The organism is Streptomyces flavovariabilis (assembly GCF_000725785.1).
GTDB lineage: Bacteria > Actinomycetota > Actinomycetes > Streptomycetales > Streptomycetaceae > Streptomyces > Streptomyces hawaiiensis.
Map to the genome: position 1 here is coordinate 1 of NZ_JNXD01000013.1, position 26,365 is coordinate 26,365.

At 72.5% G+C, this 26,365-nt stretch carries 21 protein-coding genes; 6 read left to right on the forward strand and 15 right to left on the reverse strand.

The window, feature by feature from the left end; all coding sequences use genetic code 11:
* Nucleotides 1-408: 408 nt before the first annotated feature.
* Nucleotides 409-1,416, reverse strand: coding sequence for a stage II sporulation protein M (locus IO24_RS0123270; RefSeq protein WP_031138417.1), 1,008 nt, complete (start codon nucleotides 1,414-1,416; stop codon nucleotides 409-411).
* Between the two features lie 127 nt (nucleotides 1,417-1,543).
* On the opposite strand from IO24_RS0123270, the gene IO24_RS0123275 reads away from it, so the two are divergent.
* The gene (locus tag IO24_RS0123275; RefSeq protein WP_031138419.1) at nucleotides 1,544-2,509 is read left to right on the forward strand and encodes an RDD family protein; all 966 of its coding nucleotides are present in this window, start codon (nucleotides 1,544-1,546) and stop codon (nucleotides 2,507-2,509) included.
* Nucleotides 2,510-2,543: 34 nt separating this feature from the next.
* Here IO24_RS0123275 and IO24_RS0123280 read toward each other — a convergent pair whose 3' ends face one another.
* From IO24_RS0123280 to IO24_RS0123320, 9 genes are all read right to left on the reverse strand, one after another.
* A complete protein-coding gene (locus tag IO24_RS0123280; RefSeq protein ID WP_031138421.1) occupies nucleotides 2,544-3,158 on the reverse strand; it encodes a hypothetical protein in 615 nt (204 codons plus the stop codon).
* A 135-nt stretch (nucleotides 3,159-3,293) separates the two neighbouring features.
* Entirely contained in the window at nucleotides 3,294-4,751 is a 1,458-nt protein-coding gene (gene ahcY / locus IO24_RS0123285) for an adenosylhomocysteinase (RefSeq protein ID WP_031138423.1), read from the reverse strand.
* 320 nt (nucleotides 4,752-5,071) lie between these two features.
* Nucleotides 5,072-6,046 (reverse strand): cation diffusion facilitator family transporter, encoded by a 975-nt coding sequence (locus tag IO24_RS0123290; RefSeq protein WP_031138425.1) that lies wholly within the window; start codon nucleotides 6,044-6,046, stop codon nucleotides 5,072-5,074.
* Nucleotides 6,047-6,199: 153 nt separating this feature from the next.
* Complete coding sequence (gene manA / locus IO24_RS0123295) at nucleotides 6,200-7,351, reverse strand: mannose-6-phosphate isomerase, class I (protein ID WP_031138427.1); 1,152 nt, start codon at nucleotides 7,349-7,351, stop codon at nucleotides 6,200-6,202.
* 54 nt (nucleotides 7,352-7,405) lie between these two features.
* Entirely contained in the window at nucleotides 7,406-8,533 is a 1,128-nt protein-coding gene (locus IO24_RS0123300) for an SIS domain-containing protein (protein WP_031138429.1), read from the reverse strand.
* 112 nt (nucleotides 8,534-8,645) lie between these two features.
* Nucleotides 8,646-8,816 carry a Trm112 family protein gene (locus tag IO24_RS43315; RefSeq protein ID WP_078899330.1) on the reverse strand — a complete coding sequence of 57 codons (171 nt, stop codon included), beginning with the start codon at nucleotides 8,814-8,816 and terminating at the stop codon, nucleotides 8,646-8,648.
* Nucleotides 8,817-8,885: 69 nt separating this feature from the next.
* On the reverse strand, nucleotides 8,886-10,250 hold the full coding sequence (locus IO24_RS0123310; protein WP_031138431.1) for a phosphomannomutase/phosphoglucomutase: 1,365 nt from the start codon (nucleotides 10,248-10,250) through the stop codon (nucleotides 8,886-8,888).
* Nucleotides 10,251-10,353: 103 nt separating this feature from the next.
* Complete coding sequence (locus tag IO24_RS0123315; protein ID WP_031138433.1) at nucleotides 10,354-11,970, reverse strand: L-lactate permease; 1,617 nt, start codon at nucleotides 11,968-11,970, stop codon at nucleotides 10,354-10,356.
* A 117-nt stretch (nucleotides 11,971-12,087) separates the two neighbouring features.
* A complete protein-coding gene (locus tag IO24_RS0123320; RefSeq protein ID WP_031138434.1) occupies nucleotides 12,088-12,510 on the reverse strand; it encodes a DUF3499 domain-containing protein in 423 nt (140 codons plus the stop codon).
* A 294-nt stretch (nucleotides 12,511-12,804) separates the two neighbouring features.
* Between IO24_RS0123320 and IO24_RS0123325 the strand changes: the two genes are divergently transcribed.
* Nucleotides 12,805-13,260, forward strand: coding sequence for a metallopeptidase family protein (locus tag IO24_RS0123325; RefSeq protein ID WP_078899329.1), 456 nt, complete (start codon nucleotides 12,805-12,807; stop codon nucleotides 13,258-13,260).
* A 21-nt stretch (nucleotides 13,261-13,281) separates the two neighbouring features.
* Here IO24_RS0123325 and IO24_RS0123330 read toward each other — a convergent pair whose 3' ends face one another.
* From IO24_RS0123330 to IO24_RS0123340, 3 genes are all read right to left on the reverse strand, one after another.
* The gene (locus IO24_RS0123330; protein WP_031138438.1) at nucleotides 13,282-14,814 is read right to left on the reverse strand and encodes a DUF5719 family protein; all 1,533 of its coding nucleotides are present in this window, start codon (nucleotides 14,812-14,814) and stop codon (nucleotides 13,282-13,284) included.
* Complete coding sequence (locus IO24_RS0123335; RefSeq protein ID WP_078899328.1) at nucleotides 14,811-18,476, reverse strand: glycosyltransferase; 3,666 nt, start codon at nucleotides 18,474-18,476, stop codon at nucleotides 14,811-14,813. The genes IO24_RS0123330 and IO24_RS0123335 overlap by 4 nt, the downstream gene beginning before the upstream one ends.
* A gap of 161 nt (nucleotides 18,477-18,637) precedes the next feature.
* Nucleotides 18,638-18,901, reverse strand: coding sequence for a WhiB family transcriptional regulator (locus IO24_RS0123340; protein WP_010034659.1), 264 nt, complete (start codon nucleotides 18,899-18,901; stop codon nucleotides 18,638-18,640).
* Between the two features lie 656 nt (nucleotides 18,902-19,557).
* Here IO24_RS0123340 and IO24_RS0123345 point away from each other — a divergent pair.
* The 4 genes from IO24_RS0123345 to IO24_RS0123360 all read left to right on the forward strand — a co-directional run bounded on the left by IO24_RS0123345 (nucleotide 19,558) and on the right by IO24_RS0123360 (nucleotide 23,491).
* Complete coding sequence (locus IO24_RS0123345) at nucleotides 19,558-20,064, forward strand: cysteine dioxygenase (RefSeq protein WP_031138443.1); 507 nt, start codon at nucleotides 19,558-19,560, stop codon at nucleotides 20,062-20,064.
* Between the two features lie 54 nt (nucleotides 20,065-20,118).
* Entirely contained in the window at nucleotides 20,119-21,078 is a 960-nt protein-coding gene (cofD, locus tag IO24_RS0123350; protein WP_031138445.1) for a 2-phospho-L-lactate transferase, read from the forward strand.
* A complete protein-coding gene (locus IO24_RS0123355; protein ID WP_031138447.1) occupies nucleotides 21,075-22,394 on the forward strand; it encodes a coenzyme F420-0:L-glutamate ligase in 1,320 nt (439 codons plus the stop codon). Before cofD ends, IO24_RS0123355 begins: the two co-directional genes overlap by 4 nt.
* 62 nt (nucleotides 22,395-22,456) lie before the next feature.
* Nucleotides 22,457-23,491: a DNA-3-methyladenine glycosylase family protein gene (locus IO24_RS0123360; RefSeq protein WP_031138449.1), complete on the forward strand. Its 1,035-nt coding sequence runs from the start codon at nucleotides 22,457-22,459 to the stop codon at nucleotides 23,489-23,491.
* 182 nt (nucleotides 23,492-23,673) lie between these two features.
* On the opposite strand, the gene manB is transcribed toward IO24_RS0123360, so the two are convergent.
* Together manB and IO24_RS0123370 are read right to left on the reverse strand one after the other, a co-directional pair.
* Entirely contained in the window at nucleotides 23,674-24,756 is a 1,083-nt protein-coding gene (gene manB, locus IO24_RS0123365) for a mannose-1-phosphate guanylyltransferase (protein ID WP_031138451.1), read from the reverse strand.
* Nucleotides 24,757-24,888: 132 nt separating this feature from the next.
* Nucleotides 24,889-26,361 carry an N-acetylmuramoyl-L-alanine amidase gene (locus IO24_RS0123370; RefSeq protein WP_078899327.1) on the reverse strand — a complete coding sequence of 491 codons (1,473 nt, stop codon included), beginning with the start codon at nucleotides 26,359-26,361 and terminating at the stop codon, nucleotides 24,889-24,891.
* Nucleotides 26,362-26,365 lie beyond the last annotated feature (4 nt).

Consider the following 26,365-nt stretch of genomic DNA (forward strand, 5'->3'; position numbering starts at 1 on the left):
TCTCAAGGAACGGTCGCTTCCTTTGTACTCACCCTCTCGGGCTTTCCTCCGGGCGCTTCCCTTCGGTCTTGCGTTTCCGACTCTATCAGATCTTTCCGATCCGATTTCCTCGGTGCTTTCCAGGTTCCCGCTTGCGCGTTTCCCTTTCCGGCGGTTCCGACTTTATCAGAAGTTTCGGGGCGGATTAACCGGCCGCTCGTTTCCGATTCATCGGGGGAGGCTTCATTGAAATCAGCGTTTCAAGAAGCAGCTAGATGTTCACTGTGGCTGATCCGGGGCTAGAACCCACGTCCAGGCAACTGTGCAAATCTACCTCCCCACACTTGCCGTGTCAACAGCTCCTGTGGGGCGAAGAGGAGACTAGCAGCTGAACGGAGGTGGTCGCACATCCGGCGTTCGGCGGGACGATCAGGCGGCCGTGGGGACGGTCGCGCTGCGTTCCGCCGCCTCGACGTCGCCGGTCTCTCCCGCACGGGCGGCACGGCCGCCCAGGACGTAGACGTAGGCCAGGAAGGCGGCTTCGGCGGCCACCCCGATGGTGATGCGGGCCCAGGTGGGCAGGCCGGACGGGGTGACGAAGCCTTCGATGGCGCCGGAGACGAAGAGGACGAGGGCGAGGCCGATGGCCATGCCGATGGCGGCTCGGCCTTCCTCCGCGAGAGCCGTACGCCGCGTCCGGGGGCCGGGGTCGATGAGGGTCCAGCCCAGACGCAGGCCGGTGCCGGCTGCGACGAAGACGGCGGTCAGTTCGAGGAGGCCGTGCGGGAGGACCAGGCCGAGGAACGTGTCGAGGCGTCCGGCCGAGGACATCAGGCCTACGCCGACGCCGAGGTTCAGCATGTTCTGGAAGAGGATCCAGAGGACGGGGAGTCCCAGGAAGACCCCCAGGATGAGGCACAGGGCGGCGGCCCAGGCGTTGTTCGTCCAGACCTGGGCGGCGAAGCTCGCTGCCGGGTGGCTGGAGTAGTACGTCTCGTACTGGCCGCCGGGGCGGGTGAGCTCGCGGAGTTCGCCGGGGGCCGCGATGGAGGCCTGGACTTCGGGATGGGTGCCGATCCACCAGCCCAGGAGGGCCGCGACGGCCGTCGACAGGAGCGCGGTGGGTACCCACCAGTGGCGCGACTTGTAGACGGCGGCCGGGAAACCGTGGGCCAGGAATCGCGTGACATCGCGCCAGGAGGCGCGTCGGGTGCCTGTCACGGCGCCACGCGCGCGTGCCACGAGTTGGCTGAGCCGGCCGGTCAGCTGCGGGTCGGGGGCGCTGGACTGGATCAGGGAGAGGTGCGTGGCGGTGCGCTGGTAGAGGGTGACGAGTTCGTCGGCTTCGGCACCGTTGAGGCGGCGCTGGCGGCGGAGCAGGGCTTCGAGGCGGTCCCACTCCGCTCGGTGGGCGGAGACGAAGACGTCGAGGTCCATCGGGGTGCCTGCTCCTCGGCTGGTCGTCAGAGGCTCGTCGTGGATCAGCTTGTCGTACTACGGTGCGATGCGCCCTCAGCTTGGCAGACTGGCCCTGTCGGGGGCAGGGCAGGGAAGGGCGGCGGGCGTGAGTGAGCTGGTGACGGGCGAGGCTGTGGCGTTGGAGCTGCGCCCAGCGAGGCTGCCCAGCAGGGCGCTGGCCGTGCTGCTGGATCTGGTGGTGGCCCTGGCGGTCTACGTCGCCGTGACCATCGCAGTAGTGGTTTCCACTGCCTCGCTCGACGAGGCGGCGCAGACGGCGCTGTCGATCGCCACGTTCGTTCTGGTGCTGGTGGGCGGGCCGATCGCGGTGGAGACGCTCAGTCGCGGGCGGTCGCTCGGGAAGATGGCGTGCGGGCTGCGTGTGGTGCGGGACGACGGGGGCCCGATCCGTTTCCGGCATGCGCTGGTGAGGGGCTTGATCGGTGTGATCGAGATCCTCATGACCTTCGGGATCGTCGCCTGCATCGCCTCGTTCGTGTCGGCGCGTGGGCGGCGGCTGGGGGACGTGTTCGCGGGGACGCTCGTCGTCCGGGAGCGGATACCGGTCGCGCGGACCGGTTTTGTGCCGCCTCCTCCGCCGTGGCTGGCGGGGCGGTTCTCGGAGCTCGATCTGTCCGCGGTGCCCGACGGGCTGTGGCTCGCCGTCCGGCAGTACCTGACGCGCATGCGGCAGCTGGATCCGCAGGTGGGCTGGTCGATGGCGGCGCGGCTGGCGTCGGATCTGTCGGAGCGTACGGGCGCTCCGGTGCCGCAGGGGGTGCCGCCGGCGGCGTATCTGGCGGCGGTCGTGCAGGAACGGCAGGCGCGGGAGGCCCGGCGGGCCTTCGGAAGCGATGCGGGCCAAGGGGCCCCGTCCGCCGCAGTCCCGGTGACGCACGGTCCGGTGGCTACGGGCGCTGCACCGGCCGCGCCCCGGCCGGCGGCGCACGGGCAGTCGGAGTCCCGCCCGCAGGAGGCGGTGTCCGAGCCGTCCGGCGGGGAGCGTCCCGCTGGATCACCGGGGGTTCCGGCGGGCGAGCGGCCCGGCACCGGGTTCGTGCCGCCGGCGTAGGGGAGGGCGAGGCCGGCCGGGCGTGGCTACCTGCTCAGGTGAACGCCGACGGCGGTGATTCCAGGTCTTCGAGCTCGATGCCGGGGGCCGCGAGCACCACGTCTCCGGCGAGGTGCACGGTGTGCTGCTCGCCCGTGTCGAGGGCTGTGACCTGGTATTCGTCCACGGTCAGGGGGCCGTTGTCAGTGGCGTGTGCTTCGCTTTTCAGCAAGGCCCAGGACTGGTCCACGGTGCGCGGGGCGAGGACCGGGTCCGTGAAGGCGACGAGGCGTACGCGGGTAGCGGCTGCGGAGGGGGTGAGGCGCAGGAGGCGGGCGGTGGCGACGAGGAATGCCGGGGAGGTGCCGGTGAAGGCGTGGGCGCGCACATTGCCTTCGGTGGCCTCGGTCCCGGTGGGGTCGGTGCGGACCCAGGTCACACCGTCGAGGGCGGCGCCGCGGACCTGCCAGGCGGCGGCGTGGAGTTCGAGGCGGAGGGGGCGGCCCAGTTCGTCGAGGGTGAGGTCGACGGAGCCGTGGTGATTGCCTGCGGGGGAGGTCAGCTGGGAGACGTAGCGCCAGCCCGAGGGGCCGGGGGCGCACTGGAAGTGTTCTTCTGCGAGGGGGGTGTGATCGTGCGGATCGTGGAGCGAATAGCGGCCGCGGGGCATGGGGGTCCTGGGTCTTGACGGGCTGAGCCGGTCGCCGGTCCGTCAAACGGGGCAGGCCCCCGGCACGGGGGTGCGGGGGCCTGCCTCGGAGATCCGAACCGGCAGCGAACTGGCCGGCAGCGGTGCTGCTCGGGCTCAGTAGCGGTAGTGGTCCGGCTTGAACGGGCCCTCGACCTGCACGCCGATGTACTCGGCCTGCTCGGGGCGCAGCGTCGTCAGCTTCACGCCGAGCGCGTCGAGGTGGAGGCGGGCGACCTTCTCGTCGAGGTGCTTGGGCAGCACGTAGACGCCGGTCGGGTACTCGTCGGGCTTGGTGAACAGCTCGATCTGGGCCAGGGTCTGGTCCGCGAAGGAGTTGGACATCACGAACGACGGGTGGCCGGTGGCGTTGCCCAGGTTCAGCAGGCGGCCCTCGGACAGGACGATGATCACCTTGCCGTCGGGGAAGGTCCAGGTGTGGACCTGCGGCTTGACCTCGTCCTTGACGATGCCGGGGATCTTGGCGAGGCCGGCCATGTCGATCTCGTTGTCGAAGTGGCCGATGTTGCCGACGATGGCCTGGTGCTTCATCTTGGCCATGTCCGAGGCCATGATGATGTCCTTGTTGCCGGTCGTGGTGATAAAGATGTCGGCCGTCTCGACGACGTCGTCGAGAGTCGCGACCTGGTAGCCGTCCATCGCGGCCTGGAGGGCGCAGATCGGGTCGATCTCGGTGACGATCACTCGAGCGCCCTGTCCGCGCAGGGACTCCGCGCAGCCCTTGCCCACGTCGCCGTAGCCGAAGACGACCGCGGTCTTGCCGCCGATGAGGACGTCGGTGGCGCGGTTGATGCCGTCGATGAGCGAGTGGCGGCAGCCGTACTTGTTGTCGAACTTCGACTTGGTGACGGCGTCGTTGACGTTGATCGCCGGGAACAGGAGGTTGCCGTCGCGCTGCATCTCGTACAGGCGGTGGACGCCGGTCGTGGTCTCCTCGGTGACGCCGCGGATCTCGGAGGCCAGCTGGGTCCACTTCTGCGAGCCGTCCGTGATGGTGCGGTTCAGCAGTTCGAGAATGACGCGGTGCTCGTCGGACTCGGCGGTGTCGGGCGAGGGGACCTTGCCGTCCTTCTCGTACTCGACGCCCTTGTGGACGAGGAGGGTGGCGTCGCCGCCGTCGTCCAGGATCATGTTGGGGCCGCCGGTGGGGCTGTCCGGCCAGGTCAGCGCCTGCTCGGTGCACCACCAGTACTCGTCCAGGGTCTCGCCCTTCCAGGCGAAGACCGGGACGCCCTGGGGGTTGTCCACGGTGCCGTTCGGGCCGACGGCGATGGCGGCGGCCGCGTGGTCCTGGGTGGAGAAGATGTTGCAGGAGGCCCAGCGGACCTGCGCGCCGAGGGCGACCAGGGTCTCGATGAGCACGGCGGTCTGCACGGTCATGTGCAGGGAGCCGGTGACACGGGCGCCGGCCAGGGGCTGCGCCTCGGCGTACTCCTTGCGGATCGCCATCAGGCCCGGCATCTCGTGCTCGGCGAGGGTGATCTCCTTGCGGCCGAACTCGGCCAGGGAGAGGTCGGCGACCTTGAAGTCCTGTCGGTTGTCGACAGTCGTCATTGCGAGCTGCTCCTCGGAGTTGGGGCGAGGTGGGTACGGCTGGTCTGCGCGGCGGCGGACACAGGGTGCCCGAAAGAGGACACAGGCATGCCCGCGTACACGCAGCGCAGTCCGTCGGAGGCCCTCTCTCCCTCGGCCGGTCCGCATGGGGACCGCCCGACCGCCATCAGCAGCGACGTCTGGCTTCGTCCCAAGCTACACCGGGGGCGGGGGCGAACCCCAGCCCGCCCGTGAATCCCTCGAGGGGTCGTGCGGCGCACCCCGGGACGGCGACGGGGCCCGCCGGGTGGTCCGGCGGGCCCCGTGGGCGCAAGGAGAGGTCAGTGGGCCGCGGGGGCCGGGCCGCCGGGGGAGGCCTCGGGGTCGGGGCCCTTGGCCGCCTCGGTCTCGCTGTAGATGTCCGGCTCGAGGTAGATCACGCGGGCGATCGGGACGGCGTCGCGGATGCGGGCCTCGGCGGCGTCGATGGCGGCGGCGATCTCGGTCGCCGTGTCGTCGTGCCGGACGGCGATCTTGGCGGCGACGAGGAGCTCCTCGGGGCCGAGGTGGAGCGTGCGCATGTGGATGATGCGGGTGACCGTGTCGCCGTCGACGACGGCGGCCTCGATCTTTCGGGTCTCCTCGGTGCCGGCGGACTCACCGAGCAGCAGCGACTTGGTCTCCGCGGCGAGGACCAGGGCGATCAGGATGAGCAGGACGCCGATGCAGAGGGTGCCGATGCCGTCCCAGACGCTGTCGCCGGTGAGCACGGCGAGGCCGACGCCGCCGAGGGCGAGGATCAGGCCGACGAGGGCGCCGAGGTCCTCCAGGAGGACGACCGGGAGCTCGGGGGCCTTGGCGTGGCGGACGAACTCCTTCCAGGAGCGCTTGCCCCGCAGGACGTTGGACTCCTTGATGGCCGTGCGGAAGGAGAAGGCCTCGGCGATGATCGCGAAGACGAGGACGCCGACCGGCCAGTACCAGTTCGTCAGCTCGTGCGGGTGCTTGATCTTCTCGTAGCCCTCGTAGAGGGCGAACATGCCGCCGACCGAGAAGAGGACGATGGAGACGAGGAAGGCGTAGATGTAGCGCTCGCGGCCGTAGCCGAAGGGGTGCTCCGGGGTGGCTTCGCGCTTCGCCTTCTTGCCGCCCAGCAAGAGCAGCGCCTGGTTGCCGGAGTCGGCGAGCGAGTGCACGGACTCGGCGAGCATCGACGACGAGTTACTGAAGATGAACGCCACGAACTTCGCTACCGCGATCGCGAGGTTCGCGACCAGTGCCGCCACGATCGCCTTGGTGCCGCCTGACGCGCTCATATGTCCGCGTTGTCCCTTCGTACGCCGTTCCAGGGCCCGGGGCGCCGCGTTGGCGCGGCGCCCGTGACTTTGCCCGTGCTTGACGGTGGGCCATTGTTGCAGCCCGCTGCGGCTGCGGTGCTTCAGGTCACCGGCACGGGGGGTTCGAAACGGTCAGGCGACGACGGTGGCCCGGAAGAGCGTTCCCGTTCCGGACACTTCGGCCTTTTCGCCGGCCGGGACGAAGACGGACTCTCCGGGGGTCAGGCCGTGCTCGCCGGCCCGGACGGAACCGGCCGTGCAGAGCAGGATCTGCGGGGTCGGGCGGGTGAGGTCGTGGGCGGCGCCGGCTTCGGGGAGGACGTAACGGGAGAGGCGGAACTCGTCGATGGGGGTCTCGTAGACCTCCTCGCCGTCCGGGGAGGCCTCGGGGCGCAGGACGCCGGGGTCGCTGGGCAGGAAGCGGACGATGCGCAGGAGTTCGGGGACGTCGACGTGCTTGGGGGTCAGACCGCAGCGCAGGACGTTGTCGGAGTTGGCCATGATCTCCACGCCGAGGCCGTCGAGGTAGGCGTGCGGGACGCCGGCGCCGAGGTAGAGGGCCTCGCCGGGCTGGAGCCTGACGTGGTTGAGCAGCATCGCGGCGATGACGCCGGGGTCGCCCGGGTAGTGGTGGGCGATGTCGGCGTAGGGGGCGTAGGCGGCGCCGAGGCGGGTGCAGGCGGCCGCCGTCTCGGCGACCGTGCGGGACATCTCGTCGGGGTCGGCGGTGAGGATCGCCGTGAGGACCTCGCGCAGGGCGGCGTCCTCGGGGTGGGCGTGCAGCAGGTCGACGTAGGGCTTGAGGGAGTCGACTCCGAGGTCGTCGAGCAGGGCCGCCGCCTCCAGCGGGGCGCGGAAGCCGCACAGGCCGTCGAATTCGGTGAGCGCGCAGATCAGTTCGGGCTTGTGGTTGGCGTCCTTGTAGTTGCGGTGCGGGGCGTCCACCGGGATGCCGCGGCGTTCCTCGTCCGCGTAGCCCTCCTTCGCCTGCGCGAGGTCGGGGTGGACCTGGAGGGAGAGCGGGGCGCCCGCGGCGAGGATCTTGAGGAGGAAGGGCAGCCGGGGGCCGAACTTGGCGACGGCGGCGGTTCCGAGTTCCTTCTCGGGGTCGGCGTCGACGACCTCGACGAGCGTGCCCCGGCCGGTGCGCGAGGGTGCGCCGGGGTGGGCGCCCATCCACATCTCCGCCTGCGGCTCGCCGGTCGGTTCGGTGCCGAGCAGCTGCGGGATGGCGGTCGGGGAACCCCAGGCGTAGGGGCGGATGGTGTTGTCGAGGCGGTCCATGGGGTTCTCTCTGGGGGTGCGGGGTGCGGGCGCGTCAGGGTGTCCCGGGCAAGCTCAGGCCCTCGAAGCGAGCGCCAGGTAAACCGCGGCGAAATCCGTGACGGCGATCAGCTCAGCGAGGGTCTCCAGTTCGCCGCCGGCTTCCGGTTCCAGCTCACTGATCGGTGTGTCGTGGCTGAGGGCGAGGTCGCGGGCGCCGGGGGCGGCGGTGAGGCCGCCGATGGGACGGTCGCGCAGCAGCACCACGCGCGCGTGCAGCGCGGGTGGTTCCTCGACGCGGTCGCGGAAGAAGTCCTCGGGGTCGGCGCTGGCGGCCAGCGGGCCGGCGAGCAGGGCGCCGTGGGCGGCGAGGGCCTCGGGGAGTTCGGCGACGACCGCGGGGGTGCCGGACAGTTCGGCGAGGGCGGCGGCGAAGCGGCGGCCGGCCGGGCCGGCCGAGGTGCCCTCGGTCCAGACGACCGGGAGCGCGTCGGCGAGTTCGGCGGCCAGGGTCTTGGCGGCGTTGCTGTACGTGGCGATGGCCGGGCCGCAGCGTTCGGCGACGCGGTCGAGGCGGTCGGCGACCTTGCCGAGGGTGTCCGGCGGGGCGGCGAGTACGCCGGTGCGGTCCAGGAGCGCCAGCAGCGGGGTGAGCAGGGCCCACAGGACGCCGGGGGCGGACGCGGCCAGGGGCTCGTCCTGGTCGTACGGGGCGGTCGCCATGGGCACGAACATGCCGTGCGAGCCCTGGACGGCGTCGGCGAGCGGGGTGCCGGCGGGGGCTACGGCCACGACGGTGCAGCCCCGGCGGTAGGCCTGTTCGGCGAGGAGGGACAGGCCGGGTTCGGTGCCGTCCGGGGTGGTGATCAGCAGGAGGTCGACGGAGCCGACCCAGCCGGGCAGTTCCCAGCGCAGGGCGCCCGCGGCGGGAGCGACGCCGGTGGGGGCGAGGCGGGTGACCGGGCTGCCGGCGCCGGCGAGGGTGCCGATCAGGTCGGCGGCGTGGGTGGCGGCGGCACCCGGGCCGGCGATGAGGACCGCGCGGGGGCGGCCGTCCGGTTTGAGGTCGCCCACGCCCGCCTCGGCGGCATGGCGGGCGGCCGTGCGGACGCGGGCGCCTGCTTCTGCGGCGCCGCGGAGCAGTCCGCGGTGGTCGGCCTCGGCGAGGCCCTCCGGTGAGTCGAGCAGCGATTCGTCGAGCATGGGCGGCAGCTTCCCATCGCCGGGGTCCGTTATGAGGGTGTCCTGATCGTGCCCGCTGTGCCGGGGGCTATGTGCACCTTCAGTGACGCGCGGGTGCGTGTGCCCCCGTCGGTCACGCGGGGCGGCGGGCCTCGTCGACGAGCAGGACGGGGATGCCGTCGCGGACGGGGTAGGCCAGGCCGCAGCCGGTGTCGGTGCAGATCAGTTCGGTGTCCTGCTCGGTGAGGGGGGCGTGGCAGGCCGGGCAGGCGAGGATCTCGAGGAGGCCGGATTCGAGGGGCATAGGGGTTTCCTTCGAGGTGCGGGCGCTTGGGTCGTGCCTGGTCAGGTTACCGCCGGTGGGCGTGGGGCCTCAGCCTCTGATGATCCCCAGCACCTCGTCCCGCACCCTGGCCATCGTCTCGGCGTCCCTCGCCTCGGCGTTCAGGCGCAGCAGCGGCTCCGTGTTGGACGGGCGGACGTTGAACCACCAGTCGGCGGCGGAGACCGTGAGGCCGTCGAGCTCGTCGAGGGTGATGCCCTCGCGGGTCCCGTACGCGGAGCGGATCGCGGCGAGGCTGGCCTGCTGGTCGGCGACCGTGGAGTTGATCTCGCCGGAGCCGGCGTAGCGGTCGTACTGGGCGACGAGCGAGGACAGCGGGCCGTCCTGGCCGCCGAGGGCCGCCAGGACGTGGAGGGCGGCCAGCATGCCCGTGTCGGCGTTCCAGAAGTCGCGGAAGTAGTAGTGCGCGGAGTGCTCGCCGCCGAAGATCGCGCCCGTGCGGGCCATCTCGGCCTTGATGAAGGAGTGGCCCACGCGGGTGCGGACCGGGCTGCCGCCGTTCTCCTCGACGACCTCGGGGACCGACCAGGACGTGATCAGGTTGTGGATGATCATGCCCTTGCCGCCGTGCCGGGCCAGTTCGCGGGAGGCGACCAGGGCGGTGATCGCCGACGGGGAGACCGGCTCGCCGCGCTCGTCGACGACGAAGCAGCGGTCGGCGTCGCCGTCGAAGGCGAGGCCCAGGTCGGCGCCCTCCTCGCGGACCCGCTTCTGCAGGTCGACGAGGTTGGCCGGGTCGAGGGGGTTGGCCTCGTGGTTGGGGAAGGTGCCGTCGAGCTCGAAGTACATCGGGACCAGCGTCAGGGGCAGGCCGGCGAAGACCTCGGGGACCGTGTGCCCGCCCATGCCGTTGCCCGCGTCGACGACGACCTTCAGGGGGCGGATGGAGGTCAGGTCGACCAGGGAGCGCAGATGGGCCGCGTAGTCCGACAACGTGTCGCGGCCGGTGATCGTGCCCGCCTTCGCGGTCGGCTCCGGGGCGCCCGACTCACTCCACTCCTCGACCAGTTCGCGGATCTGAGCGAGGCCGGTGTCCTGCCCGACCGGGGCGGCGCCCGAGCGGCACATCTTGATGCCGTTGTACTGCGCGGGGTTGTGGGAGGCGGTGAACATGGCGCCCGGCAGGTTCAGCGCGCCCGAGGCGTAGTACAGCTGGTCCGTCGAGCAGAGGCCGATCTCCGTCACGTCCGCGCCCAGTGCGGCCGCCCCGCGCGCGAAGGCACGCGACAGGCCCGGTGAGGAGGGCCGCATGTCGTGCCCGGTGGTGATGGCGCTCGCGCCGGTGACCCGTACGAAGGCCGCTCCGAAGAGCTCGGCCAGGGACTCGTCCCACTGGTCGGGGACGACCCCGCGTACGTCGTACGCCTTCACGACCTGCGACAGATCAGCAGCCACGGCCAACCTTCCTGAAAAAGTACTGTCGGTCCGCCCAAACTACCCTCGCCCACCGACGGCGCGCCGGGCGGATGCCAAGAGGACCCCCAGCCGTAACCTCAGGTCAGGGCAGCATCCAGCCCAGGACCGGGGTGCTCTGGCCGACCACGATGAGGCACATCACCAGCAGCAGGCCCAGGCTCCACGGCAGCACCTTGCGCAGCAAGTCGCCCTCGCGGCCCGCGAGTCCGACGGCCGCGCAGGCGATGGTGAGGTTCTGCGGGGAGATCATCTTGCCGAGGACGCCGCCGGAGCTGTTGGCGGCGGCCAGGAGGTCGGGTGAGAGTCCGGACTCGCGGGCGGCGGTCACCTGGAGAGCGCCGAAGAGGGCGTTGGCGGAGGTGTCCGAGCCGGTCACGGCGACGCCGAACCAGCCGAGGACGGGTGACAGGAAGGCGAGTCCGGCTCCGGCCGCCGCCACGAAGTGGCCGATGGTCGCCGCCTGCCCGGAGAGGTTCATGACGTACGCGAGTGCGAGGACGGAGGTCACGGTCAGGATCGCGAAGCGCAGCTCACGGACGGTCGCGAGCCATTCCTCGGCCGCCACGCGCGCGTGCACCCCGATGATGACGGCCGTGCAGATCCCGGCGAGCAGGACGAGAGTGCCGCCGGTCGAGACGACGGGCCAGCTGAAGACGTTGCCGCCGACCGGTTCGCCGTCGGGCCCCGCGACGTTCAGGAAGGGCCAGTCGTAGGTCTGGGTGGTCTTGGCGAGCCGGTCCTTGACGGCCGGGATCTGCGCGACGGAGAAGATCAGGACGATCAGCGCGTAGGGGGCGTACGCGCGCAGGATCTCGCGGGGCGGGTCCTGCTCGTCCAGTTCCTCGCTGCGGGCGCCGGTCAGCACGGAGGCGCGTACGGACTCCGCGGCGGGCACGCGCGCGCGTGGTACGGCGGCCAGGGCGCCCGCACCCGCCAGGGCGGCGCCGATGTCGGCGAGTTGGGCTGACACATAGTTGGAGGCGGCGAACTGGGCGACGGCGAAGGCGACTCCGCACGCCAGGGCGGGCACCCAGGTCTCGCGCAGGCCGCGCCGGCCGTCCACGAGCCAGACCAGCACCAGGGGCACCACGAGGGCCAGCAGCGGTGTCTGACGGCCCACCACGGACGCCACGGAGTCCAGCGGCAGCCCGGTCACCTGGGCGAGTGTGACGACCGGTGTGCCCATCGCGCCGAAGGCCACGGGCGCGGTGTTCGCGACCAGGGCGACGACGGCGGCGCGCACCGGTTCGAAGCCGAGGGCGACCAGCATGACCGCGCTGATCGCGACGGGCGCCCCGAAGCCGGCGAGTGCCTCCAGCAGCGCCCCGAAGCAGAAGGCGATGACGAGGGCCTGGATGCGCGGGTCGTCGGAGAGCCTCCCGAAGGAGCGGCGCAGGATGCCGAAGTGCCGGGTGCGGACGGTCATCCGGTACACCCACAGGGCGTTGACGACGATCCACAGGATGGGGAAGAGGCCGAAGACGGCGCCCTGGACACCGCTGGAGAGCGTCTGGCCGAGCGGCATGCCGTAGGCGAGCCTGGCGACCAGGACGGCGGCGAGGAGGCCGGTCAGGCCCGCCAGGTGCGCCTTCATGCGGACGCCGCCGAGCAGGACCAGGACGATCACCAGGGGCAGGGCCGCCACCAGGGCGGACAGGCCGAGTGAGCCGGCGACGGGTTCCAGTTCCTGGACGTACACGGGCGCCTCCCCGGTTTCCGTCATGCGAAAGCGATTTCTCGCAGCCTCACAGCGGAATGGTCATGTCCGCGCCAAGCGCGCGTCAATGGTGCGCGTGTGGAGAAACCGGGGGTGGGGTCAGTTGTCGGGCGAGCGCAGGACCCGCAGGTGGCCGCGGCGCGCGACCTCTCTCGGGTCGGCCCCACGACCTCCGCCGCCGGCCCCGGCCGCCCGCTCCTGGGGGCGGGCCGCCTCACGCACGGCGTTCGCAAGCGCTTCCAGGTCATCGCCGCTGGGGCGGGCCGGGGCCGAAGCGTCGAGGAGCCGGACGACCTCCCAGCCGCGCGGGGCGGTGAGGCGCTCGGAGTGCTCGGCGCACAGGTCGTAGCAGTGGGGTTCGGCGTAGGTGGCGAGCGGGCCGAGGACCGCGGTCGAGTCGGCGTAGACGTACGTCAGCGTCGCGACGGCGGGACGGCCGCAGGCGGTGCGCGAACAGCGACGTACAGGGCTCACGACGTTGGACGGTACCGCACTCTTGAGCGGGCCGCGACGACTCTCCACCGGGTCACCCCACCGTGTCGTGCTGTGAAACGCCCCACACACCCCTTGGGGCACACCTTGCTGACCTGCCGGGACAGCGCCGTCCGGAGGGCCGGACGGTCCCGCAAGCGGTCGAGAGTCATCACAAAACCCTCAATTGCCGTGAGGTCGCCGGTCTCGGCGAGATACGGATTCGAGCCCAACCTTGGCTTGAATGGTCATGTAACGACATGCCGTGCGGTGCGGCCGGAAGCCGCCCGTGCCGCCGTGCGGTGCCGGGCACAGGGGCGCGGCGGGGACTACCCTTCACCAGTGATGGACAAGCCCGTAACGCCCCGTGCCGCCGCCCCCGGGCCCCGCCGTCGTGATCGCCACGGACGGGGCATGCGCGGCCCGATCGCACCGCCGCAGGTGCCGCTCGCCGCGAGCCGCGCGGAGGCGTTCGCGGATCTGGTGCAGGACTCCGTGGAGCGCCTGGAGCGGCGGTGGCCGCAGCTCGCCGACATCGACTTCCTCGTCCTGGAGGTGCCGCGGCTCGACGGCCCCGGCCAGGCCTGGAACGACGAGGCGGTTCCGCTCGGCGGCACGATCAGCGCGCGCGAGGACGGCCCCGCGCGTGTGGTCGTCTACCGGCGGCCGGTCGAGATCCGCACCAAGGGGCGCGACGAGCGGGCGGCGCTGGTGCACGAGGTCGTCGTCGAGCAGGTCGCCGAGCTTCTCGGGCTGACGCCGGAGACGGTTGATCCGCGGTACGGCGAGGACCAGGGCTGAGCCGGACGCCGTCCGGCAGACCTACTTCTGGAGCACCGACAGGTCCTCGTCCGCGTCCGGCACGGCCACCGTCCCCCGGTCGTCCGGCAGTGTCTGCACGGTGAAGGCGGGGACCCCGCCTTCACTCGCCGTCAGGGTGCGGGCCCCGTAGACCGGGCCGCCGGAGACCGGCTCGACCGTGAGCGCGTACGTGCCCTTCAGGCCGCCGGGGACCGGGGGCTCGATGTCCTGGGTCGTGCCGGCCTTGATCGTGTACGTCTTCGACATTGGTGTGCCGCCCTCGCTGCCGGCCGAGGCGGTGACCTTGACCGTGGCGGCGGCGCCGGGGGCCGTCAGGGACAGGGTGCTGCCCTTGCCGCTGTTGTCCGCGGACGTCGCGCGCGTGCCGACGGGGCGGGCGGCCGGGATGAACGCCGTCTCCTGCTTGCCGCCCTTGCCGCGGACGACCCGCAGGGCAGCCACGACCGGCACTGACCGGTCCGTCGGGGACAGCACCAGGGAGCCCGCCTCGCCGCGGGTGACGTCGCCCAGGTCGACGGCGGTCGTCATGCCGCCCTTGACGTGCACCGTCTCGTGACCGGCCGGGGTGATCAGACCGGAGGGGGAGGCGAGGCGCACCTTCAGGTCCGCGTCGGCGTCGCCGGGGGTGAAGGCGACCAGGCGCACGGAGGTGGCGTCCTTGGGGATGCCGGGCAGGACGAGGCTGCCGGACGGGTCCGTGGACGCGGCCAGCCAGTCGCCGCCGAGCTTGTCGTCCAGGGCCTGCACGGCGGCGCCGACGCGTCCGCTGCGGACGTTGACGTGCACGGTGAGGTCGGTCTGCCGCTCGTCGGTGAGGGTGGACAGCAGGACCGGCTCGCTGGAGTGCGGCTGGACCGTGATGCCCTCCCCCACCGCGGACTTCAGGGCGCCGTCCTTGCCGTAGAGCTCGATGTCGACCACGGCGGCCGAGTCGTCGGGGTTGGTCAGGTGGACGTAGTCGGTGCGGTCGGCGTCCGTGCTGACTCCGGGGAACCAGAAGTCGGTGTCCGGGGCGGTGCAGTTGACGCCCTGGAGGCCGCGTCCGGTCCCCGCGGCGACCTCGGTCGTCTCCTGGACGGTCCAGCCGGGCGCGAACCTGCCGTCGGCCGTCCCGACGAAGGCGGGCGCGTCGCCGCCGGAGCTGTCGCCGGTGACCGGCTTGCCGGGCTCCTCCGGAGTCAGCACGGGCTTGGCGGGCTTGTCCTTGCCGGACTTCCCGCCGTCCTTGCCGGTGCCCTCGTCCTTGCCGTCGGCCGAGGGGTCCGCCGACTCCCCGGTGGCCGCCCGGAGTTCGGCCTTGCCGCCGCTCCCGGTGCCCTTCGTGACCGGCGTGAAGGAGGTGTAGGACGTCTCGGCGAGGTCGGACGTGCTGGGCGCCGGGCACAGCAGGCTCGTGCGCTCCACGGGCAGTTGGGCGGCCGCCTTCGCGGCGGTGTCCGTGGACGGGGTGTCCGGCTGGGACAGTGCGGCGAAGCCGGAGACGGCGGCGAGCGCGGTCGTGCCGGCGATCAGGGACAGGGTGGTGCGGTTCACTGCTGGCTCCCGTCGGGACGCTCACTGCCCGTGCCGTGGGGGTGGTGCTGCTGCGCCGGGTCGTACGGCGTGCCGTAGCCCTGCTGGTAGGTCTGGTCGTAGCCCGTCTGGTCGTAGGACGGGGTCTGGGGCTCACCCTGGCCGCCGTAGGCGTACGGGTCGTACTGGCCGCCCTGGTAGGGGTCCGCCGGGTACTGCTGCCCGTAGGCGTCCGCCGGGTACGGGGCGTTCTGGTACTGGTCGCCGTAGCCGGCGTACTCGCCGCCCTGGTAGCCGGCGTTGTCCCACTGACCGTAGTTCTGCTGCTGCGGCACGGGAGCCGGCGGCTGCTCGGGCTGTAGGGGCGGGAACTCCTCGGGGGCGGCGGCCTCTTCCGTCCCGGCCTCGGCCTGGGCGCGCAGGCGGCGGGCGCGGCGGCCCTCGCCGGCGACGGGCTCGGCCACTACGGCCGGCTCGTCGGGGAGGTCGTCGTCGACGTCGCGGCGCCGGCCGGGCAGGGCCAGCACCACGAGGACGACGGCGAGGAGGCCCTGGGCCCACAGCCAGGCCGTGTGGCCGATCGGGTCGTCGTAGGTGACGTCCAGCCTGCCGCCGGCGGCGGGGAGTTCGAAGCCCTGGGCCCAGCCGTCGACCGTGGTACGGGTCAGCGGCTCGCCGTCGAGCGTGGCGGACCAGCCGTCGGAGGCGGAGTCGGCGAGGCGCAGCACGCGTCCGCCGGCGCCGGCCGGGACCGTGGTGTGGATGTCGACCGGCCCGGCGGCGACGGGCTGCGGAGTGCCGGATCCGGAGGCGGGGACGATGGTGGCGCGCGCGACCTCCCGGTTGACGCGCCACAGCGCGCCGCCGTCCTGCTGGCTCAGCCGGGTCAGACCGGGCGTGGCGTCCAGGACGCGGGTGACCTCGCGGGGCGCGCCCTGGTGGACGAGGACGTAGCGCACGGCGAAGCCGCCGAGCTGGTCGGCCTGGTCGGCGCCGGAGCCCGCGACCAGGTTGGCGACGACCTTGTCGAGCCTGCCGTTCTCGCCGTCGGCCGCGGCGATCTCGCCGTCACCGAGGCGGGCGCCCGAGCCACGGACCAGCATGTAGCCGACGCGGGCGCCGGAGTCGCTGTCGAGGACGAGGGTGCGGGCCTGGTCGCGGGTGCCGCTCTCCTCGGCGACGAACGCGGGGACCTGGGTGGCATCGCGCCGCTCCAGGGGGCCGTCGGCGCCGCGGATCATCCAGCCGGCGGCGATGAGCAGCGGGCCCGCGGCCGAGGCGAAGGCGATCAGCACGGCGACCGGCTGGCGCCAGCCGAAGCTCTGCTCGGCCACGCGCGCGCGTGCCCCGTCGGCGCCGAGCGCGGCGGCCGCCAGGAGGGCGATGCCGTAGACGAGGGTCGCCGGGCCGGCCCAGGTGGAGCTGTTGGACAGGACCGCGAAGACGAAGCCGACCAGGGCGACCGCCCAGGCCGTCCAGATGCCCGACTGGCGCTCCGAGCGCACCAGGGCGGCGAGTGCGGCCAGCACGATACCGATGAGCATGAGGCCGCTGACGGTGCCGGGGCCGCCCGGGCTGGCGCCGAGCAGGTCGAGGGCGGAGGCGGCCGAGGGGCCGTACTCGAGGCCTGCTTCCCGGAAGAAGCCGAACGGCAGCAGCGTCAGCGACCAGGGCGCGAGCAGCAGCAGGGGCGTGCCGAGCTGGGCGAGGAACCGCAGCCCGTAGGCCGTGATGTCGGTCCGGCGCAGCACCAGCAGTCCGACGCCGAGGAGCAGCGCGATGGGCCACACGATCGGCGTGAAGGCGGTGGTGATGGTCAGCAGCAGCGCGTACGCCCAGGTGGCGCGCCAGCTGCCGCGGGCTCCGGCGGCCTTCGTCAGGCCGCCGGCCGCGATGCCCGCGCGCGCGATGAGCGGCAGCAGCGCGGCCAGGACGGCGGTGCCGATGCGCCCGCCGGCGAGGGCGCCGGTGGCGGCGGGCAGGAAGGCGTAGACGACGGCCGCCCAGGCGCGCAGCAGCCGGGACTCGACGAGCGGCCGGGAGGCGAAGTAGGCGGTGACGCCGGCCAAGGGCACCGAGCCGACCAGCAGGAATGTGACGGCGAGGCCGGTCGAGCCGAACAGCAGGGAGGCCAGCATCGCCACGAGCGCGACGTACGGCGGCGCGGACGAGGTGCCTCCGGCGCCGACCGGGTGCCAGGCGTCGAGGTAGCGCGACCACAGCTCGGCGGAGTCGGCCGGGGCGGGCAGCAGGGCGCCGCCCGCGAGCGCGCCGCCGCCGAGGAGCTGGCGGCAGGCTGCCAGGGAGACGAGCAGCAGCACCAGGAAGAGCACCGGGCCGGGCTTGCGCGCGATGCGCTTGAGCCGGGCGAACTGCTCGATCTCCAGGAAGTCGGCGTCGTCGCCGCCGGGGCCCGACTCGACGGCGCTGCCGTGCCTGCCCGCGCCGGCGGCGACTTCCGGGTCGGAGCGGCCGACGAGGCTGCTCGCGACCTGCTCGACGGTGACGCGGACGGTCGCGCCGGGCGGCGGGAACAGCGCCCGCAGCTCGGTCTTGTCGATCCGGGGCGCGCCTCTGCCGCGCCGCCCGGCGAGGATCCGCTCCGGCCTGAGCAACGTGCCCATCAGGCCGCGGATCTCGTCGACGGCCTGTCCGGGGACCTTGCCCACGAGGTAGGCGACGGTCCGCACCAGGGTGCCGAGCACGATCCGCAGCATCACCCAGGGGAGTACGGCCGTACGCGAGTTGACGAGCAGGGTGTAGACGGCGCCGGCCTTGTCGACCTTGTGCGGGGAGGCCGCCGTACGGCCCATGCAGTCGACGGTGCGGCGCTCGCGGCTGGACGCCTCGGCGTGGCGGACGACCGCCTCGGGGGCGACCAGGACGCGGTAGCCGGCCGCGTGCGCGCGCCAGCACAGGTCGACGTCGTCGCGCATGAGGGGCAGGTGGCGGTCGAAGCCGCCGAGCTGCTCGAAGACGTCGCGGCGGACGAGCATGCCGGCGGTGGACACCGACAGCACGGTCCGGACGTGGTCGTGCTGGCCCTGGTCCTGCTCGCGGCGGTCCAGGCCGGTCCAGCGGCGGCCGGAGTTGGCGATGGAGACGCCGACCTCCAGCAGCTGCCGCCGGTCGTACCAGCCGCGGAGCTTGGGGCCCACGACGGCCACGTCCTCGCGGCCCAGCTCGTACTCGTTGTCCACGACCCGCAGCAGCTGGGCCAGGGCGTCCGGATCCGGGGCACAGTCGTCGTGCAGCAGCCACAGCCACTGCACCGGCTCGCCGTGCGGGAGCTCGGGCAGGTCGTAGGCGTCGTCGCGCCACGAGCGCGTGACCGGGTCCCAGCCGCTGGGGCGCTTCAGGTACGGCAGCTCGTCCGGGGTGAGGACCGGGGCGGTGCGGCCGCACTCCTCGACTGCCTGGCCGAAGCCGGTGCGGCGGGCGAGGTGCAGCACACGGTCGGCGCCGAGGGCGTCGGTGACCAGCTGGGCGGAGGCGTCCGCGCTGCCGGTGTCGGCACCCATCGCGTACTGGACGGGCCGCTCCTGGCCGAGCAGCCCGGCGAGCGCGTCGGGCAGCCAGCGGGCGCCGTCGTGGGAGACGAGGACCGCGGTCACCACATGACGCGGGAACTCAGGTGCGGCAGCGGTGTCGTGATGGGCTGCCGGGTGGCTGTGCACGGACATCGAGGTACGGGCCCCGGTTCGGTGGACTGCGGTGGACGCCTGCGCCCGGTGGGGGCGGCGGGGCGTCTCGGACGAGCGACCACACTATCGGCTGCGCAGCAAGGCGGCCCGCCGCCTGTGGATGACCCACGGGCGACGGGCCGTTCACGAAGAGGGGTGGGTCAGACGGCCGCCTTCTTCAGCCGGCGGCGCTCCCGCTCGGACAGGCCGCCCCAGATGCCGAATCGCTCGTCGTTGGCGAGGGCGTACTCGAGGCACTCGGAGCGGACCTCGCAGGCGAGGCAGACCTTCTTGGCCTCCCTGGTCGAGCCGCCCTTCTCGGGGAAGAAGGACTCGGGGTCGGTCTGGGCGCACAGCGCGCGCTCCTGCCAGCCGAGTTCTTCGTCCGCGTCGTCGACCAGCAGTTGCTGCACCGTCTCGGTCATGTGCGCCCCTCGTCTGTCTTCGCGTCCCCGTGATCTAGCCGTTACCGATTCCGGCTGAACGACACGAGTGAAATTACAAGTGTGCTGCTCCGGGCGAGTCAAGCCGAGATCTGCTATTGAGCCCCTTATTCACTCTGCGGAACCAAGCCCAAGCGGAAAGTGTTCAAATCACCTTAAAACCTGACACACGGGCGGAGCCCGCGAGGGCTCACACCTTCCGCCGGACCCCTCGCAGACCTCTGAGGAGGAGGACGCCCAGGAGTTCGATCTCGTTCCGGCACGCACGTCGAAGCGAAACGGATCACAGTCGGATCACGACTACGCAACGGGGTTTTGTGCACCCGGTTGGACGCCATGTGTCCCGGGCGGGCCAAGAACAAACCTTTCATCTGAGCGATCGACCGGATGAGGTGAACCACATCCCACATGCCGGGTGCCGAGTTGACAGTGAAGGTGTGAACCGGTGTCCTTGTGGGCATGCTCGCGAACTTGGCATCCACCTCGACCCGCACCGCCGGGTCCCACGGTGCTGCCCGCGCTCGCTGTAGCTGTTGCTGTCCCAGCTGTTGAGCCACACCCGCTCCAGCTGAAGGCCGAGCCACCCGAGTCTCGGCTCCCGTTCCCTCTGACCTTCTTTCACTGAGGAACCACACCCCATGAACAGCGACAGCGACCTTCAGATCGCCGGCGACATCCTCGAAGTCACGCACCTCCTCCAGACCCCGCGCGAGCACCCGGCCACCGTCGCCGAGTTCGTCGGGCTGGCCCGCTCCCTCGCCGAGGACCGCTCCCAGTGGGAGCACCTCGTGCGCTACGACACCGCCAGCCGCTGGTACCACCGGCTGCGCAGCGGCCCGGGCTACGAGGTGTGGCTGCTGTCCTGGGTGCCCGGGCAGGGCAGCGGGCTGCACGACCACGGCCGCTCCTCCGGTGTGCTGACCGTGCTGGACGGCACACTGACCGAGCGCACGGAGCGGGGCACACGCGCCTTGCGGGCGGGCGCGCAGCGCGTGTTCGCGCCGGGGTACGTGCACGAAGTCGTCAACGACGCGCTGGAGCCGGCGGTGAGCCTGCACGTGTACTACCCGGGCCTCACCGAGATGCCGATGCACACGGCCCCGCACTGCGAGGCCCGGGGCGTTCCCGGTGCCGTGACCGCCTGACCGGTTGCCGTAGCCGTTGAACGGTTGTCCGAGGCGCCTGCAAGACTGGCCCCCATGCGCATTGTGGTTCTGGCAGGCGGCATCGGCGGTGCCCGGTTCCTGCGTGGTCTGAAGCGGGCCGCGCCGGACGCGGACGTCACGGTCATCGGCAACACCGGGGACGACATCCACCTCTTCGGGCTGAAGGTCTGCCCCGACCTCGACACGGTGATGTACACGCTCGGCGGCGGCATCAACGAGGAGCAGGGCTGGGGTCGCGCCGACGAGACCTTCCACCTCAAGGAGGAGCTCGCGGCGTACGGCGTCGGGCCCGAATGGTTCGGCCTCGGCGACCGGGACTTCGCCACACACATCGTGCGGACGCAGATGATCGGCGCCGGGTACCCGCTGAGCGCGGTGACGGAGGCACTGTGCGACCGCTGGAAGCCGGGTGTGCGGCTGATCCCCATGTCCGACGACCGCATCGAGACGCATGTGGCCGTCGAGATCGACGGCGAGACCAAGGCGATCCACTTCCAGGAGTACTGGGTGCGGCTGCGCGCCTCGGTGCCCGCCCGGGCGATCGTGCCGGTGGGCGCCGACCAGGCGAAGCCCGCGCCGGGCGTCCTGGAGGCCATCGCCGAGGCTGACGTGATCCTCTTCCCGCCGTCCAACCCGGTCGTGTCGATCGGCACGATCCTCGCCGTGCCCGGCATCCGGGAGGCGATCGCCGACGCCGGGGTGCCGGTCGTCGGCCTCTCCCCCATCGTCGGTGACGCGCCCGTGCGGGGCATGGCCGACAAGGTGCTCGCAGCGGTGGGCGTCGAGTCGACCGCGACGGCGGTGGCCGAGCACTACGGCTCGGGCCTGCTGGACGGCTGGCTCGTGGACTCGGTGGACGCCGGCGCGGTGGAGCAGGTCGAGGCGGCCGGGATCCGCTGCCGGGCCGTGCCGCTGATGATGAGCGACACGGACGCGACCGCGCGGATGGCCCAGGAGGCACTGGCGCTGGCCGAGGAGGTGCGGGGGGCGTGAGCGGCGCGCGGCAGGGTGCCGCCGGGTACCGGGTGTGGGCCCCGGGCGGGCTGCCCGAGGTCACGGCCGGGGACGACCTGGCCAAGCTGATCGCGGCCGCCGAGCCCGGCCTGGCCGACGGGGACGTGCTGCTCGTCACCTCGAAGATCGTGTCCAAGGCGGAGGGCCGGCTCGTCCGCGCCGCCGACCGGGAGGCCGCGATCGACGCGGAGACGGTCCGGGTGGTGGCCCGGCGCGGTGCCCTGCGCATCGTCGAGAACCGGCAGGGCCTCGTCATGGCCGCGGCCGGGGTCGACGCGTCCAACACACCGTCCGGGACGGTGCTGTTGCTGCCCGAGGACCCGGACGCGTCCGCCCGCGCCATCCGCGACGGACTGCGCGACGCCCTCGGCGTCGACGTCGGGGTCGTGGTCACCGACACGTTCGGGCGGCCCTGGCGGGCCGGGCTCACGGACGTCGCCATCGGCGCCGCCGGAGTGCGCGTGCTCGACGATCTGCGCGGGGGCACCGATGCCCACGGCAATCCGCTCAGCGCCACCGTCGTCGCCACGGCCGACGAGCTGGCCGCCGCGGGCGACCTGGTCAAGGGCAAGGCCGAGGGGCTGCCCGTCGCCGTGGTGCGCGGGCTCCCGCACCTGGTGGCGGAGGGCGAGGACGGCGAGGGAGCGCGGGCCATGGTCCGCGGCGCGCGTGACGACATGTTCCGCCTCGGCACCTCGGAGGCGGTGCGGCTGGCCGTGACCCAGCGGCGTACGGTCCGGTCCTTCACGGACGAGCCCGTCGACGCGGGTGCCGTACGGCGCGCCGTCGCCGCGGCCGTGACGGCGCCGGCGCCGCACCACACGACGCCCTGGCGGTTCGTGCTGCTGGAGTCGGAGGAGTCGCGGACGCGGCTGCTCGACGCCATGCGGGACGCGTGGATCGCCGACCTGCGGCGGGACGGCAAGACGGAGGAGTCCATCGCCAAGCGGGTGCGGCGCGGGGACGTCCTGCGCAACGCGCCCTACCTCGTCGTCCCCTGCCTGGTCATGGACGGCTCGCACACCTACGGCGACATACGGCGGGACGGTGCCGAGCGGGAGATGTTCGTGGTCGCCGCCGGTGCCGGCGTGCAGAACTTCCTGGTCGCGCTGGCCGGGGAACGGCTGGGCTCGGCATGGGTGTCGTCGACGATGTTCTGCCGGGACGTGGTCCGCGAGGTGCTGGACCTGCCCGCGGACTGGGACCCGATGGGGGCGGTGGCGGTCGGGCATCCGGCGGAGGAACCGCGGGCGCGGCCCGAGCGGGACGCGGGGGCGTTCATCGAGGTGCGGTGACAGGTGCCGGGCGGCGCCTACGCTCGTAGGGCTGCTCCTTACGGATCCCAGGGACGTCATTCATGGCAGGACGGTTCGCTCCGCGACCCACGCTCCCCCACAGCCCGAAAGGCGTGGGAGGTACCCCCATGCCGGTGCGCGATGGGCAGGCCGCCGTGCCCTCGGGTGTGCCTCGGCAGGCGACGGGGCCGGGGCGGGTGCGCGCCTGGGTGCCGGACGGGCCGCTGGATCTCGGCCTGGTGCTCGGGCCGCTGCGGCGCGGGCCCGGCGATCCGACGTTCCGGGTGACGCCGGACGGGTCCGTGTGGCGGACCAGTCTCACGCCGGCCGGGCCCGGGACGCTACGGGTGTGCGCGTACGGCGGTGAGGTGCGCGGGGAGGCCTGGGGGCCCGGGGCCCAGTGGCTGCTGGAGCGGTTGCCGGAGTTGCTCGGGGCGGCGGACGATCCGTCGGCGTTCGTGCCGCGGCACCGGCTGCTGGCGTCGGCCCGGCATCGGCGGCCGGGGTTGCGGCTGACGCGGAGCGGGCTCGTGCTGGAGTCGCTGATCCCGTCGATCCTGGAGCAGAAGGTCACGACCGACGAGGCGTACCGGGCGTGGCGGCTGCTGGTGCGGAAGTTCGGGGAGCCGGCGCCGGGCCCCGCGCCCGCGCGGATGTACGTGATGCCGACGCCGCGGACGTGGGCGCTGATTCCGTCGTGGGAGTGGCATCGGGCCGGGGTCGACAACAAGCGGGCGTCGACGATTCTGCGTGCCGTGCGGGTCGCTGCGCGGCTGGAGCAGGCGGTGGGGATGGAGCCGGCGGCTGCTCGGGCTCGGCTCGAGCTCGTGCCCGGGGTCGGGCCCTGGACTTCCGCGGAGACGGTGCAGCGCAGTCATGGGGCGGCGGACGAGGTGACGGTGGGGGACCTGCATCTGCCCGGGATCGTGGGGTGGGCGCTGGCCGGGGACCGGGACGCGGATGATGCCGTGATGCTGGAGCTGCTGGAGCCGTATGCGGGGCAGCGGCATCGGGCGGCTCGGCTGATTCTGCTGAGCGGGAGGGTGCCGGCGCGGCGGGCGCCGAAGATGCCTCGCTGGGATATCGGGCAGTTGTGAACTGTCGGGTGTGAGGCGCTCGGCGTTGGTGCCGGGGGCGGGATGTCGCGCAGCCCGGTGTAACGGGGTGCGGCTGCGCCCACCCTCCCCCGAGCTCTCGGCTCCGCTCCAGCAGGGGGGACCCCCGTCGCCGTCAGCGGCACGCATGCCCGCAGTCGGGGCCACCCCCGCCACCGCGCGCGTTACTGGTCCGACGAGAAGCGGACCGCTCCTGCCGGGATGCGGGCGTCGCACCATATGCGGGCGCCCTCCAGGAGTTCGTTGTCGGGGCCGATCACCGCGCCGTCGCCTATGACCGTGCCGGTGAGGACCGAGCGCCGGCCCACGCGGGCCCGGGTGCCGATCAGGGAGTCGGTGATGACCGCACCCGGCTCGATGACCGCGCCCGGCAGGATCGTGCTGCCGAAGATCCGCGCGCCCTCCGCGACGAAGGCGCCCTCGCCCACCACCGTGCCCCCCGACAGCTTCGCGTCGGACGCGACCCGAGCCGTGGGCAGGACCAGGCGGTCGCCGCAGCGGCCGGGGACGGCGGGCGACGGGGCCCTGCCGAGGACCAGGTCGGCGGAGCCCCGGACGAAGGCGGCCGGTGTGCCCAGGTCGAGCCAGTACGTCGAGTCGACCATGCCCTGGAGGTGCGCGCCGGCCGAGAGGAGACCGGGGAAGGTCTCCCGTTCCACCGACACCGGCCTGTCCAGCGGGATCGAGTCGATGACCGAGCGGCGGAAGACGTACGCCCCCGCGTTGATCTGGTCGGTGACGATCTCCTCGGGGGTCTGCGGCTTCTCCAGGAACGCCAGGACCCTGCCCGTGGCGTCGGTGGGGACCAGGCCGTAGGCGCGCGGATCCGTGACCTTGGTGAGGTGCAGGGAGACGTCCGCGCCCGTCGTCTCGTGGGTGTCGACCAGGGCCCGGATGTCCAGGCCCGTCAGGATGTCGCCGTTGAAGATCAGGACCGGGTCGTCGGGACCGGAGTGCAGCCGGGAGGCCACGTTGCGGATGGCGCCGCCCGTACCGAGCGGCTCCTCCTCGGTGACGTACTCCAGGTGGAGTCCCAGCGCGGAGCCGTCACCGAAGTACGGCTCGAAGACCTCCGCCAGATAGGACGTGGCCAGGACGATGTGCTCGACACCCGCCGCTCTCGCTCTCGCCAGCTGGTGCGTGAGGAAGGGCACCCCGGCCGCCGGGACCATGGGCTTGGGCGTGTGCACCGTGAGCGGGCGCAGTCGGGTGCCCTTGCCGCCGACCAGGAGGATGGCTTCTGTCACGTGTCGTCTCTGCTTCCTGCCGGGACCGGCCGAACTGTCTTTCGGCCGGTCAGTGTATGCAGACCGTTCCGTGGCGCCTTCGTTGGCCGTGCGGCATTCCGCCCCTGCCCCCCGATGGCGGTGAACGTGTGCTCAGCGGCCCTGGTAGCGGGCCGCCTTGGAGCGGGCCGAGCCGAGCTTGCCGTAGAGCTTGCGTCCCGGGCACGCGGTCTTGAAGCCGTCCCGGTGCCCCGAGATCACGTTCAGTCGTACCTTCTTGCCTTTTCGGTAGAGATTGCCTCCGGCCGACTTCAGGTAGGTCTTTCCCTTCGGATTCATCCGGTACAGCCCCAGCTTCCACGCGCTCAGCCGGGCGATGGCCTTGACCGAGGCTTTCGACGGCTTCGTGGCGCCGTACGACCCGAGGACGGCGATCCCCATGCTGTTGCTGTTGAAACCAAGCGTGTGCGCGCCGAGGACCGGCTTCGCCACGCCCCCGGCGCGGCCCTCGTAGATCTTTCCGCACTTGTCGATGAGGAAGTTGTAGCCGATGTCCCGCCAGCCCATGCTCTTGACGTGGTAGCGGTAGATACTGCGGATGAGTGAGGGAACCTGTGAGCAGCGGTACCTGTTGCCGCTGGCCGTGTGGTGCACGAAAGCCGCCCGGACCTTCTTGGTGTACCGGAAGCCGCTCTCCCGCAACCCCTCGTTCGCGCCCCAGCCGCGCCGCGTGACGATAGCCGGGCGCGGGCCGACGTGCGGCTTCGCCTGCCGCTGCTGCTCCGTCAGCTCGCCGGCGTAGAGGGCGAGGGACTCCCGCTCGGTCTCCGCGCGGCTCAGTGCCGTGATCTCGGTGGCGCCGAGGGGGGCGAGGTCGGCGTTGGCGGCGGAGGCGTCCGTGAGAGCGGAGGTCTCGGAGTTCGAGCCACCGGTGCGGGGGACGTCAACGGCAGCGCCGGAGGGCGGGGCCTCGTCCTCGCCGGGGTCGATGAGTTCGAGGCGGAGGCCGGACGGCAGCGGGGGCACGGCGGCCAGTTTGCGGGCGCCCGAGGCGTTCTCGGCGGAGTGGGCCGCCGCACCGCCGGACTCGGAGCGGACCCTCAGTTCCACGCCGTCGGAGTCGCCCACCCACAGCGCGGCCGTGGCACCGCGGACGCGGCCCGAGGCTCTCTCGGGGGTGTCCGGGTCGGCGGCGTGTTCGCCGTTGTGGGTGTCCACGTCCTGCCAACCCGACCAGGTACCGGTGGCGGCGGCGCGGGTACGGACCCGGACGCGACCGTGCAGTTCGGCGTCGGGGTCGTCCCAGATGACGCCGAGGAGGGAGAAGTGGCGTACGGCCCGGCGGGGCAGGCCCAGCTCGGTGGAGGGGCCTGAGGGGGTGACGCGGTCGCGGGTGAGGGGTTCGAGGGAGAGGGACTGGGTGCTGCCGGCGGCGTACGGTTCGGCCGCGCGCCGGTCGGCCGTGGTCGTGGCCGGGGTCCCCGCGCGGAGCGCGGGTCTCGCCGGCGAGACGGCTTCGGTGGCCGGCACCGGTCCCGCCGTCGCCGCGAGGGCGGGTGGGGTGAGGGGAAGGGCCAGAGCGGCCGCACAGGTGACACCGATTGAGGAGGCAAGGAATCCACGCATGCTC

Bases quoted from the DNA above. Each gene is read 5' to 3' on its own strand.
- IO24_RS0123270 (WP_031138417.1), bottom strand. From the start codon at position 1,416: ATGGACCTCGACGTCTTCGTCTCCGCCCACCGAGCGGAGTGGGACCGC.
- IO24_RS0123280 (WP_031138421.1), bottom strand. From the start codon at position 3,158: ATGCCCCGCGGCCGCTATTCGCTCCACGATCCGCACGATCACACCCCC.
- ahcY (WP_031138423.1), bottom strand. From the start codon at position 4,751: ATGACGACTGTCGACAACCGACAGGACTTCAAGGTCGCCGACCTCTCC.
- IO24_RS0123290 (WP_031138425.1), bottom strand. From the start codon at position 6,046: ATGAGCGCGTCAGGCGGCACCAAGGCGATCGTGGCGGCACTGGTCGCG.
- manA (WP_031138427.1), bottom strand. From the start codon at position 7,351: ATGGACCGCCTCGACAACACCATCCGCCCCTACGCCTGGGGTTCCCCG.
- IO24_RS0123300 (WP_031138429.1), bottom strand. From the start codon at position 8,533: ATGCTCGACGAATCGCTGCTCGACTCACCGGAGGGCCTCGCCGAGGCC.
- IO24_RS43315 (WP_078899330.1), bottom strand. From the start codon at position 8,816: ATGCCCCTCGAATCCGGCCTCCTCGAGATCCTCGCCTGCCCGGCCTGC.
- IO24_RS0123325 (WP_078899329.1), top strand. From the start codon at position 12,805: ATGGACAAGCCCGTAACGCCCCGTGCCGCCGCCCCCGGGCCCCGCCGT.
- IO24_RS0123335 (WP_078899328.1), bottom strand. From the start codon at position 18,476: ATGTCCGTGCACAGCCACCCGGCAGCCCATCACGACACCGCTGCCGCA.
- IO24_RS0123340 (WP_010034659.1), bottom strand. From the start codon at position 18,901: ATGACCGAGACGGTGCAGCAACTGCTGGTCGACGACGCGGACGAAGAA.
- IO24_RS0123345 (WP_031138443.1), top strand. From the start codon at position 19,558: ATGAACAGCGACAGCGACCTTCAGATCGCCGGCGACATCCTCGAAGTC.
- cofD (WP_031138445.1), top strand. From the start codon at position 20,119: ATGCGCATTGTGGTTCTGGCAGGCGGCATCGGCGGTGCCCGGTTCCTG.
- IO24_RS0123360 (WP_031138449.1), top strand. From the start codon at position 22,457: ATGGCAGGACGGTTCGCTCCGCGACCCACGCTCCCCCACAGCCCGAAA.
- IO24_RS0123370 (WP_078899327.1), bottom strand. From the start codon at position 26,361: ATGCGTGGATTCCTTGCCTCCTCAATCGGTGTCACCTGTGCGGCCGCT.